The organism is Streptomyces sp. AMJ-169, assembly GCF_055597585.1.
This window is the reverse complement of record NZ_JBVLTJ010000012.1, coordinates 144,705-156,389: the sequence shown is the minus strand read 5'-3', so window position 1 is coordinate 156,389 and position 11,685 is coordinate 144,705. Positions and strand designations below refer to the sequence as shown.

Annotated in this window: 7 protein-coding genes; 4 read left to right on the top strand and 3 right to left on the bottom strand. The window is 71.5% G+C overall.

Annotation, left to right across the window (positions count from 1 at the left end; translation table 11 throughout):
• The first annotated feature begins 6 nt into the window (after nt 1-6).
• A complete protein-coding gene (locus tag ACYUD3_RS27815) occupies nt 7-891 on the top strand; it encodes a cellulose-binding protein (RefSeq protein ID WP_470975344.1) in 885 nt (294 codons plus the stop codon).
• An 82-nt stretch (nt 892-973) separates the two neighbouring features.
• Here the strand turns inward: ACYUD3_RS27815 and ACYUD3_RS27810 are convergent, their stop codons facing one another.
• From ACYUD3_RS27810 to ACYUD3_RS27800, 3 genes are all read right to left on the bottom strand, one after another.
• Complete coding sequence (locus ACYUD3_RS27810; protein WP_470975341.1) at nt 974-1,510, bottom strand: GNAT family N-acetyltransferase; 537 nt, start codon at nt 1,508-1,510, stop codon at nt 974-976.
• Nucleotides 1,511-1,551: 41 nt separating this feature from the next.
• Nucleotides 1,552-1,956, bottom strand: coding sequence for a hypothetical protein (locus ACYUD3_RS27805; RefSeq protein WP_470975339.1), 405 nt, complete (start codon nt 1,954-1,956; stop codon nt 1,552-1,554).
• Nucleotides 1,957-2,515: 559 nt separating this feature from the next.
• Nucleotides 2,516-3,988 (bottom strand): MFS transporter, encoded by a 1,473-nt coding sequence (locus ACYUD3_RS27800; RefSeq protein WP_470975733.1) that lies wholly within the window; start codon nt 3,986-3,988, stop codon nt 2,516-2,518.
• 408 nt (nt 3,989-4,396) lie between these two features.
• On the opposite strand from ACYUD3_RS27800, the gene ACYUD3_RS27795 reads away from it, so the two are divergent.
• From ACYUD3_RS27795 to mfd, 3 genes are all read left to right on the top strand, one after another.
• Nucleotides 4,397-5,185: an ABC transporter ATP-binding protein gene (locus ACYUD3_RS27795; RefSeq protein ID WP_470975337.1), complete on the top strand. Its 789-nt coding sequence runs from the start codon at nt 4,397-4,399 to the stop codon at nt 5,183-5,185.
• The gene (locus ACYUD3_RS27790; protein ID WP_470975334.1) at nt 5,182-7,764 is read left to right on the top strand and encodes an ABC transporter permease; all 2,583 of its coding nucleotides are present in this window, start codon (nt 5,182-5,184) and stop codon (nt 7,762-7,764) included. Before ACYUD3_RS27795 ends, ACYUD3_RS27790 begins: the two co-directional genes overlap by 4 nt.
• A 237-nt stretch (nt 7,765-8,001) precedes the next feature.
• Nucleotides 8,002-11,535 carry a transcription-repair coupling factor gene (gene mfd / locus ACYUD3_RS27785; RefSeq protein ID WP_470975331.1) on the top strand — a complete coding sequence of 1,178 codons (3,534 nt, stop codon included), beginning with the start codon at nt 8,002-8,004 and terminating at the stop codon, nt 11,533-11,535.
• The last annotated feature ends 150 nt before the right edge of the window (nt 11,536-11,685 follow it).

Here is an 11,685-nt window from a genome sequence, read left to right as displayed (position 1 = left end):
CTCAGCATGGCCAGTGCGTCGGTCCCGCCGTACGGATTCATGACCGCCCGGGGGCGCGGTTACCGCCCGGCGCAGGTCGAGCGGTTCGCCGCGGTGCTCTCCGCCGACCGCGACGCCGCCTGGGAGCGGGCCGCGCGGCTGACGGCGCGGGTCAAGGAGCTGGAGGTTGAGGCGGCGCGGCTGCGGGAGGCCGTCGTGGGGCTCAGGCCCCAGACGTACGGCGAACTCGGCGAGCGGGCCCAGGCGGTGTTCCGGCTCGCGCGGGAGGAGGCGGCGGGGGTCTGGGAACTGGCCCGGCGGGAGGCGCGGGAGAAGGGCGTGCGGGCTCAGGAACGCGCCGTTGTCGTGCGGCGGGAGGCGGAGGAGGGGGCGCGTGAGCTGTGCGCTCGCGCCGAGGCGGAGGCGGTGCGGCGGGTCGCGGCGGCGCGGGAGGAGGCCGAGGAGATCCGGGTCGCGGCGCGGCGGGAGATCAAGGAGGGGCGGGGGGAGGTGCTGTCCGGGCTGCGGGAGGTGCGGCGGCGGACGGAGGAGCTGAAGGCCGGGCGGGAGCCGGAGTGGGAGGCCCGCTGGAAGGAGCTGGACCGTCAACTCGTAGGGCAGGCCGAGGAGTTGGAGTCCCGTCACGCGGCCCTCCTGGCCGCCGCCGAGCAGCGCCTCACCGAGGCCCACCAGTCCTGCGCCGCCGCCCAGCACTCCGCCCGCCGCCTCCAGACCGAGGCCCGCACCCACGCCACCGAACTCCTCGACACCGCCCACCACCGCGCCGACCGCATCGCCCGCGAGACGGAGGCGGTGCTGAGGGAACACGGGGAGCGGTGGGACGACGTGCGGGCGCACATGGATTACGTACGGAGCAGTTTGAGCGCGTTGACGGGGCGGGCGGTGGAGTAAGCAGGGGTCGGCTGCTGAGTTGCGGGGCGGGGGAGCGGCGCCCGCCCCGGCCTACGCCCGCCCGGACCCGCGCCCCCGTCCCCTACACCCCCCTCTTCCACTCCCCCGCCAACACCCCCAGCACCACCTGGTCCAAGAACTCCCCCATCACCCACGCCGAGGACCTCAGTACCCCCTCCCGGGTGAAACCGTTGCGTTCGGCGGCGGCGAGCATGGGGGTGTTGTCGGCCAGCGTCTCGATCTGGAGGCGGTGCAGGCCTCGTACGGTGAAGCCGTAGTCGCACAGGACGGTGACCACGTCGGTGCCGTAGCCCTTGCCGCGGGCGGCGGGGAGGAGGCCTAGGCCGAGGTGGGCGAAGCGGTTGTGGGTGTCGATGCCCCACAGGGTCGCCGTGCCGATCAGTGTGTTGTTCTCCAGCTCGACGACGGAGAACGGGACGACGTCCGGCTTCGGGTCGTCCACCACCAGCCTCGGGTCCTTCGCACCCGGCGTGACCGGGCGCCACGGGCCGCCCTCCGCGCGCGAGGCGCCGGCCACGTCGTCGTAGAGCTCGGTCCGCAGGACCGGGATGTCCTCCGCGTGCCGGGCTCTGAGCCCGACTTTGCTGCCTTTAAGCATGTGAGCTTGCTATCCGACCGGATCGGGCCACCGCAAACCAATTAGGACAGAGGGCGTACGAAGGAGCGTGCGCCGGAGTGGAACACCACCGTGAACCCCGTCTGCGACGACGGTTCCGGGCGGTCCGTCCAGCGGGTCACCGCCGCGATCTCCGGGGACTCCGACGCGCCGATCGCCCCGATCAGCCACAGGTCGGGCGGGGCGTCCGGCGGTGGGGGCGAGGCGGTGAACGGCGTTGACTGGACCGGGCGTTCGTCGTGCTCGTGCTTCTCGCCGTCGGCTAACTGGTGGGTGAGCTGCCAGCGTTCCTCCCGGCCCGCGCGGGTCAGGGCGACGCCGAAGGGGTGGACGGCGTCGTCGGCCTCGGAGAGGGGGCGTACGCCGTCGGCTCCCGGAGTGTTCTTCACCGTGTCGATCAGCCAGCTCTGGAAGCGTGCGGGTCGCATGGGGGGCCTTCTTCCGGTCGGGCGAGAGCGGGCCAGCCAGCCTAGGAGCGGGCCGGGGTCCGGCATGCCGGATATACCGACAGTCCTCCGAACGGGTGAACGACCTTGCGGGCCGGGCGGGATCGGCCGGGCGAACTTCTCGACTCCGCGAGGTGGGCGGGATGGGTCGAGCCGATCTCGCGGCCCGGCAAGACTCGCCGGGCGTACCTCGCGGCCCCGCGAGCTGGGCGGGATCCGTCGGCGAACTTCTCGACCCTGCGAGCTGGGCGGGATCCGCCGGGCGAACTCCTCGACCCCGCGAGCCGGGCAGGGTCGGTCGAGCCGACCTCGCGGCCCGGCAAGACCCGCCGGGCGAACCTCGCGGCCCCGCGCCCCCGACCGACTCGCGCCCTCAGACCGACCTGTGCCCCCAGACCGCCCCGTGCCCCGACCGACCTGTGCCCCCGACTGGCCCGTGCCCTGACCGACCTGTGCCCCCGACCGCCCCGTGCCCCGATGGACCCGCACCCCCAGACCGCCCCGCACCCCCAACCGCCCCGGCGCCCCCCAGCCCGCCCCCTCACTTCTCCAACACCGGAAACCTCCTAGGCGCCAAGAACAACAACACCAAAAACGCCACCGCCGCCGCCCCCGCAGTCCCGAAATACACCGCGTGCACGGCATCGGCCACCGCCCGCCGCACCTCCTCCGGCGCACCCCCCGAACCCCACGAGCGCGTCACCGAGTCCAGGTCCCCGCCCCCGCCCAGCCGCGCAGCGAGCACCGCGTTCGCGATCGCGCCGAAGGCCGCCGCGCCGATCGTCTGGCCGGTCTGGCGGCAGAAGAGGATCGACGCCGTCGCCGTGCCCCGCTCGCTCCAGCCGACCGTCGACTGCACCCCTACGATCAACGGGAGTTGGAACAGACCCAGCGCCGCGCCGAGGAACAGCATCACCAGCGTCGGCTGCCACGCCGACCCGGGATAGGGCAGGAACGGGAACGCCAGCAGGAACAGCGTGGCCGCCCCGATCCCCACAAGTGCCGTGTCCCGGAAGCCGATTCGCCGGTACACGTGCTGGCTCAGGGCCGCCGAGACGGGCCAGCTCAGGGTCCAGACCGACAGGACGAAGCCCGCCGCGACCGGGCCGAGGCCGAGCACCGACTGGGCGTACGTCGGGAGGAACACCGTCGGCGCGACCATCAGCAACCCCAGTGCCCCCAACGCCAAGTTGACCGCCGCGATCGTCCGCCGCCGCCACACCCACCCGGGAATGATCGGCTCCGCTGCCCGCCGCTCGACCACGACCACCAGCCCCACCAGCGCGAGCCCCAGCCCGAACAGCGCGAGCGACGGCGCCGACAGCCACGCCCAGGCCACCCCGCCCTGCACGAGCGCCGTCAGCAGCACACCCCCGCAGACGAACACGGCGACGGCGCCCGCCCAGTCGACCCGCGCCCGCGTGAACTCCCGTACCGGCTCGTGGAGATACCGCACGATCAGCCACAACGCGACCGCCCCGACCGGGACGTTGACGAGGAAGATCCACCGCCAGCCGGCGTACTCGGCGAGCACCCCGCCCACCGCGGGCCCCGCGATCGCCGACACCGCCCACACGGTCGACAACTTCGCCTGGATCTTGGGCCGTTGCTCCAGCGGATACAGATCGGCGGCGAGTGTCTGGACGGTCCCCTGCAACGCCCCGCCGCCGATGCCCTGCACCACCCGGAACGCGATGAGCGCGGCCATGTTCCAGGCCACCGCGCACAGCAGCGACCCGGCGATGAACACGGCCGCCCCGACCACCAGCACCGGCTTGCGGCCGAAGGTGTCGGAGAGCTTGCCGTAGACGGGCAGGGTGACGGTCACCGCGAGCAGGTAGCCGGAGAACAGCCACGAGAAGACGGAGAAGCCGCCGAGGTCGCCGACGATCTGGGGGACGGCGGTCGACACGATCGTCGAGTCCAGCGCGGCCAGCGCCATCGCCAGCATCAGCGCGGCGGCGACCGGGCCCCGGTGCCGGTGCTCCGTACGGCCGCCGGCCGCGCCGCGTATCGCCGCTTCCGCGCTGCCGGTGTCCCCGGCGCTCCCTGTGTCCCCGGTACTTCCCGCGCTTCCCACCGCAAGCCCCTCCCCGAGCCGAGCACTTCCGTGCCCCTTGCAGCTACCTGCCGGAGGCCAGCTTCTCACTTGACCTGCGGTCGCGGCAGGGTGGAGACGGCCCCGAGAAATGCTCCACCCGGCGGTGGAGATCCCCTAGGGGAACCTCCGTAGGAAGTCTCGGGGTGGGTTCGTCCCGGCGGAGGACGAGAACGGCCGTGCGGGTTTCTTAGCCTGGCTTTACATCGGGGGGTGGGGATAACCCCCCGGCAAAAGGGGGTCCGGCCCCAGCGCGCCGCACCTCCGCCCGACGCCAGACTCATCGGCGTACCCACAAGCCATCACCTACTGAGGAGACCTTCCATGACATCGGCCGTGACAATCCCCCTCCCCGGGGGCACCGGAGGGCGTACGGCCGTCGCCGCGCGGGGGCGGCAGGTCGTGAAGGCGTACGGAGCCGGGGAGACCCGGGTCGTCGCGCTCGACCACGTCGATGTGGACATCGCGCGGGGGGAGTTCACCGCGATCATGGGCCCCTCGGGGTCCGGCAAGTCCACGCTGATGCACTGCCTGGCCGGGCTCGACACCGTCAGCTCGGGACAGATCTATCTCGACGACACCGAGATCACCGGCCTGAAGGACAAGAAACTCACCCAGCTCCGCCGCGACCGGATCGGGTTCATCTTCCAGGCGTTCAACCTGCTGCCCACGCTGAACGCGATCGAGAACATCACGCTGCCGATGGACATCGCCGGCCGTAAACCCGACCAGCAGTGGCTGGCGCGGGTCGTGGAGACCGTCGGGCTCGCCGGGCGGCTCAAGCACCGGCCCGCCCAGCTCTCCGGCGGACAGCAGCAACGCGTCGCCGTGGCACGGGCGTTGGCGGCCCGCCCGGAGATCATCTTCGGTGACGAGCCGACCGGGAATCTCGACTCCCGTGCGGGAGCTGAGGTGTTGGGCTTCCTGCGGAGGTCCGTCGACGAACTCGGGCAGACCATCGTGATGGTGACCCACGACCCCGTCGCCGCGTCGTACGCCGACCGCGTGCTGTATCTCGCGGACGGGCGGATCGTCGACGAGATGCTGCGCCCGACCGCCGACGCCGTCCTGGATCGTATGAAGGACTTCGACGCCCGGGGGCGTACGTCATGACCGTCCTCAAGACCTCGATGCGCAACTTCCTCGCGCACAAGGGGCGGATGGCGCTCTCGGCGGTGGCGGTGCTGCTGTCGGTGGGGTTCGTCTGCGGGACGCTGGTGTTCACCGACACCATGTCCACCACCTTCGACAAGCTGTTCGCGGCGACCTCGTCGGACGTGACGGTGAGCGCCAAGGACGCCACCGACTCCGGGCAGACGCGGTCCGGCAACGGGCGTCCGCCGGTGCTGCCGGCGTCCGTGGTCGCCGATGTCCAGCGCGTGCCGGGCGTCAAGTCGGCGGAAGGGACGGTGGTTTCGACCTCCGTGACCGTCGTCGACGCCGACAAGGACAACCTCGGTCCGTCCGGCGGCGGCCCGACCATCGTCGGCAGCTGGAACGGCAACGACGCCCGCACGATGAAGATCGTCTCGGGGGCGGCCCCTAAGGGTTCCGGCCAGGTGATGGTCGACCAGGACACCGCCGACAAGCACCATCTGGGGCTCGGCGACCGGATCGGCGTCATCACCGCCGTCGGCACCCACACCGCCCGCGTCTCGGGCGTCGCCGCCTTCCAGGTCACCAACCCCGGCGCGGCCATCTTCTACCTGGACACCGCGACCGCGCAGCAGGCTTTGGCCGGCAAGGCCGGTGTCTATACGAACGTCAACGTCACGGCGGCGGCCGGGGTCTCCGACGAGCAGCTGAAGCAGAACGTCACCAAGGCGCTGGGCGCGGGGAGTTACAAGGTCCAGACGGCCAAGGAGACGGCCGACGCCAACCGCGAGAGCGTCGGCGCCCTGATGGACGTACTGAAGTACGCCATGCTCGGCTTCGCCGGGATCGCGTTCCTCGTGGGGATCTTCCTCATCATCAACACGTTCTCCATGCTGGTCGCCCAGCGCACCCGGGAGATCGGGCTGATGCGGGCCATCGGGTCCTCGCGGCGGCAGGTCAACCGGTCGGTGCTGATCGAGGCGCTGCTGCTGGGGACGGCCGGCTCGGTGCTCGGGGTGGGCGCCGGGGTCGGGATCGCCGTCGGGCTGATGAAGCTGATGGGCGCGGCCGGGATGAACCTGTCGACCGACGATCTGACCGTCGCCTGGACGACGCCCGTGATCGGGATGGTGCTGGGGATCGTCGTCACCGTCCTCGCCGCCTATCTGCCTGCCCGGCGGGCCGGGAAGGTGTCGCCGATGGCGGCGCTGCGGGACGCGGGGGCGCCCGCCGACGCGCGGGCGGGGCGGATCCGGGCGGTGCTCGGCCTGCTGCTGACCGGCGCCGGCGGGTACACGCTCTACCTCGCGGGCACGGCCGCCAAGGCGGGCGAGGGCTCGCTGTGGCTGGGGGCGGGGGTCGTGCTGTCCCTGCTCGGCTTCATCGTCGTCGGACCGCTGCTCGCCAGTGGGGTCGTACGCGTCCTCGGGGCGCTGCTGCTGCGGGCCTTCGGTCCGGTCGGGCGGATGGCCGAGCGCAACGCGTTGCGCAATCCGCGGCGTACGGGGGCCACGGGGGCGGCGCTGATGATCGGGCTCGCGCTGGTCGCGTGTCTGTCGGTGGTCGGCTCGTCGATGGTGGCCTCCGCGACGGACCAGCTCGACAAGACCGTCGGCACCGACTTCATCGTCCAGTCCGACAACGGGCAGCTGATCACGCCCGAGGCCGTGCGGGCGGTCAAGGGGACGCCGGGGCTGAGCCACGTCACCGAGTACAAGTGGCTCAAGGCCGACTACACCACGCCCGACGGCAAGGTCCTGAAGGACACCGACATCACCGCCGCCGATCCGTCCTACGCCACCGACCTGCGCAAGAAGACGGTCGCGGGCGATCTGGAGGACGCCTACCGGCCCGACTCGATGTCCGTCCACGAGACCTTCGCCAAGGAGCACGGGATCACCCTCAGCTCGAAGATCGCCGTGGCCTTCAAGGGCGGCTCGACGGCCCATCTCACCGTCCGCGCCATCACCCGCAGCGACGACGTCATCGACTCCGGCGCCAAGTACATGTCCATCGCGACCCTCGCGAAGTATGTGCCGGCCGACAAGATGCCCCTCGACACGATCGTCTTCGCCTCCGCGAAGGACGGCGAGCAGGGGCGGGCGTACACCGCCCTGAAGTCGGCGCTGCACGACTACCCGCAGTACAAGGTCCGCGACCAGACCGACTACAAGCAGGCCCTGAAGGACCAGATCGGGCAGCTGTTGAACCTGATCTACGGTCTCCTCGCGCTGGCGATCATCGTGGCGGTGCTGGGTGTGGTGAACACGCTGGCGCTCTCGGTGGTCGAGCGGACGCGCGAGATCGGCCTGATGCGCGCCATCGGCCTCTCCCGCCGCCAGCTGCGCCGCATGATCCGCCTGGAGTCGGTGGTGATCGCCCTGTTCGGCGCGCTGCTGGGGCTGGGGCTGGGGATGGGCTGGGGGGCGACGGCGCAGAAACTGCTGGCGCTGCAAGGCCTGACGACGCTGGAGATCCCCTGGCCGACGATCATCGCGGTGTTCGCGGGCTCGGCGTTCGTGGGGCTGTTCGCGGCGCTGGTACCGGCGTTCAGGGCGGGCAGGATGAACGTACTGAACGCGATCGCGACGGATTAGAGCCACCGCATACGGGGGTTGCGGGGGAAGGTCCGGCGCCGGAGAGTCTTGGGGGACTCCCGGCGCCGGCGTCTTTCGGCCCGTCCGGCGTTCGAGGACAAGGGGCGGCCGGGGCGAGGGCATCTCCGGCGCCGTCGGACGGTAAGTCGTACGCTGGACACCCCGCCCCGTGACACGCGTCGGGCCCATGGTGCTGCCCGCAGCCCCTGATGCCCCCTCTCGAAAGATTGCCGCTCCATGAGCCTGTACGGTCTGCTCGATTCCGTCGTCAAGGACCCCGCCCTCACCGAAGCGGTCCAGGCGGCCACAGACGGCAACCGCATGCACGTCGACCTGGTCGGCCCCCCGGCGGCGAGACCGTTCGCGATCGCCGCGCTCGCGAGGGAGGCGGGCCGGCCGCTGCTGGCGGTGACCGCGACAGGGCGGGAGGCCGAGGATCTGGCGGCGGCCCTCCGCTCGCTGCTGCCCCCGGACACGATCGCGGAGTACCCCTCCTGGGAGACCCTCCCGCACGAACGCCTGAGCCCGCGCAGCGACACGGTGGGGCGCAGGCTCGCGGTGCTGCGACGGCTCGCGCACCCGCGCCCGGACGACCCGGAGACGGGCCCGGTCTCGGTGGTCGTCGCCCCGGTCCGCTCGGTGCTCCAGCCGCAGGTGAAGGGGCTGGGCGACCTGGAGCCGGTGGCCCTGCGCACCGGCAGCCGGGCGGATCTGAACGACACTGTCGCGGCGCTCTCCGCCGCCGCCTACGCCCGCGTCGAACTCGTCGAGAAACGCGGCGAGTTCGCCGTCCGCGGCGGCATCCTGGACGTCTTCCCGCCCACCGAGGAACACCCCCTGCGGGTGGAGTTCTGGGGCGACGACATCGAGGAGATCCGGTACTTCAAGGTCGCCGACCAGCGCTCGCTGGAGGTCGCCGAGCACGGGCTGTGGGCGCCGCCCTGCCGTGAGCTGCTGCTGACGGACCAGGTCAGGCAGCGGGCGCGGGCGCTCGCCGAGGACCACCCCGAGCTGGGCGAGCTGCTGAACAAGATCGCCGAGGGGATCGCCGTCGAGGGCATGGAGTCCCTGGCGCCGGTGCTCGTCGACGACATGGAGCTGCTGATCGACGTCCTGCCGAAGGGCTCGATGGCCGTCGTCTGCGACCCGGAGCGGGTGCGGACGCGGGCGTCGGACCTGGTGGCGACCTCGCAGGAGTTCCTGCACGCCTCCTGGGCGGCGACGGCCGGCGGCGGCGAGGCGCCGATCGACGTGGGCGCGGCCTCGCTGTGGTCGATCGCCGACGTCCGGGACCGGGCGCGCGAGCTGGACATGATGTGGTGGTCGGTGTCGCCGTTCGCGGCGGACGAAGAACTCGACGCGGACACGCTGAAGCTGTCCATGCACGCCCCCGAGACCTACCGGGGCGACACCGCGAAGGCGCTCGCCGACACCAAGGGCTGGCTGGCCGACGGCTGGCGCACGGTGTACGTCACCGAGGCGCACGGCCCGGCGTCCCGCACGGTCGAGGTGCTGGGCGGCGAGGGCATCGCCGCCCGCCTGGACATCGAACTGCGCGCCGTCGAACCCTCCGTCGTCCATGTCGCGTGCGGCTCCATCGACTACGGCTTCGTCGACCCCCGGCTGAAGATCGCCGTGCTCACCGAGACCGACCTGTCGGGGCAGAAGGCGGCCGGGAAAGACGGCGCCCGGATGCCCGCGCGGCGCCGGAAGACGATCGACCCGCTGACGCTGGAGGCGGGCGACTACATCGTGCACGAGCAGCACGGCGTGGGCCGCTACATCGAGATGGTGCAGCGCACGGTCCAGGGCGCGACGCGCGAGTACCTGGTCGTCGAGTACGCCCCCGCCAAGCGCGGCCAGCCCGGCGACCGCCTGTACATCCCCACCGACCAGCTGGAGCAGATCACCAAGTACGTCGGCGGCGAGGCGCCCACCCTGCACCGGCTGGGCGGCGCGGACTGGACGAAGACGAAGGCGCGCGCCAAGAAGGCCGTCAAGGAGATCGCGGCCGACCTGATCAAGCTGTACAGCGCCCGCATGGCCGCCCCCGGACACGCCTTCGGCACCGACACGCCCTGGCAGCGCGAGCTGGAGGACGCCTTCCCGTACGCGGAGACCCCGGACCAGCTCACCACGATCGCCGAGGTCAAGGACGACATGGAGAAGACGGTCCCGATGGACCGGCTGATCTGCGGCGACGTCGGCTACGGCAAGACCGAGATCGCGGTGCGGGCCGCGTTCAAGGCGGTGCAGGACGGCAAGCAGGTCGCCGTCCTCGTCCCCACCACGCTGCTGGTCCAGCAGCACTTCGGGACGTTCTCCGAGCGGTACGCGCAGTTCCCCGTCAACGTCCGCGCGCTGTCCCGCTTCCAGACCGACACCGAGGCCAAGGCCACTCTGGAGGGGCTGCGCGAGGGCGCGGTGGACGTCGTCATCGGCACCCACCGGCTGTTCTCCGCCGAGACCAGGTTCAAGGACCTCGGCCTGGTCATCGTCGACGAGGAGCAGCGCTTCGGCGTCGAGCACAAGGAGCAGCTGAAGAAGCTGCGCGCGAACGTCGACGTCCTCACCATGTCGGCGACGCCGATCCCGCGCACGCTGGAGATGGCCGTCACCGGCATCCGCGAGATGTCGACGATCACCACGCCTCCTGAGGAGCGGCACCCGGTCCTCACGTTCGTCGGCCCCTACGAGGAGAAGCAGATCGGCGCCGCGATCCGGCGTGAACTCCTGCGCGAGGGCCAGGTGTTCTACATCCACAACCGGGTCGAGTCCATCGACCGGGCCGCCGCCCGGCTGCGTGAGATCGTCCCCGAGGCGCGGATCGCGACCGCGCACGGCCAGATGTCCGAACAGGCCCTGGAACAAGTGGTGGTGGACTTCTGGGAGAAGAAGTTCGACGTCCTGGTCTCCACGACGATCGTCGAGTCCGGCATCGACATCTCCAACGCCAACACGCTGATCGTCGAACGCGGCGACACCTTCGGCCTGTCCCAACTCCACCAGCTGCGCGGCCGAGTCGGCCGTGGCCGCGAGCGCGGTTACGCCTACTTCCTGTACCCGCCGGAGAAGCCGCTGACGGAGACCGCGCACGAGCGGCTCGCGACGATCGCCCAGCACACCGAGATGGGCGCGGGCATGTACGTCGCCATGAAGGACCTGGAGATCCGCGGCGCGGGCAACCTCCTCGGCGGCGAGCAGTCCGGCCATATCGCGGGCGTGGGCTTCGACTTGTACGTCCGCATGGTCGGCGAGGCGGTCGCGGACTACCGGCGGCAGCTGGAGACGGGCGAGATCGAGGAGGAGCCGCCGCTGGAGGTGAAGATCGAGCTGCCCGTCGACGCGCACGTCCCGCACGACTACGCCCCCGGCGAGCGGCTGCGCCTCCAGGCGTACCGGTCGATCGCGGCCGCGAACTCCGAGGCCGACATCAAGGCCGTACGGGAGGAACTCACCGACCGTTACGGCAAGTTGCCGGAGCCGGTGGAGAATCTGCTGCTGGTGGCCGGGCTGCGGATGCTGGCAAGGGCCTGCGGGGTGGGGGAAGTCGTCCTTCAGGGGACCAACATCCGGTTCGCGCCGGTGGAGTTGAGGGAGTCGCAGGAGCTGCGGCTGAAGCGGCTGTATCCGGGGTCGGTGGTGAAGGGGGCGGCGCATCAGGTGCTGGTGCCTCGGCCGAAGACCGCGAAGGTGGGGGGGAAGCCGTTGGTCGGGCGGGAGTTGCTGGGGTGGGTGGGGGAGTTCTTGGCGGCGGTGCTGGGGTCGTGAACAGGGGCTGGGGGCATGAAGGGGCGCCGGAGTCGTAAACAGGTACCGGGGTCGTGCGGGGTGTCCGGCGGGGTCACCGGCGTCGGTCGTCGCTGACCCCGCACCTCCCGTTCGACCCCGAACGCCTCCTCGCTACCGTGTAGTTGCCCG

Coding starts and splice junctions, on each gene's coding strand:
- ACYUD3_RS27815 (WP_470975344.1), top strand. CDS start 7: ATGGCCAGTGCGTCGGTCCCGCCGTACGGATTCATGACCGCCCGGGGG.
- ACYUD3_RS27810 (WP_470975341.1), bottom strand. CDS start 1,510: ATGCTTAAAGGCAGCAAAGTCGGGCTCAGAGCCCGGCACGCGGAGGAC.
- ACYUD3_RS27805 (WP_470975339.1), bottom strand. CDS start 1,956: ATGCGACCCGCACGCTTCCAGAGCTGGCTGATCGACACGGTGAAGAAC.
- ACYUD3_RS27795 (WP_470975337.1), top strand. CDS start 4,397: ATGACATCGGCCGTGACAATCCCCCTCCCCGGGGGCACCGGAGGGCGT.
- ACYUD3_RS27790 (WP_470975334.1), top strand. CDS start 5,182: ATGACCGTCCTCAAGACCTCGATGCGCAACTTCCTCGCGCACAAGGGG.
- mfd (WP_470975331.1), top strand. CDS start 8,002: ATGAGCCTGTACGGTCTGCTCGATTCCGTCGTCAAGGACCCCGCCCTC.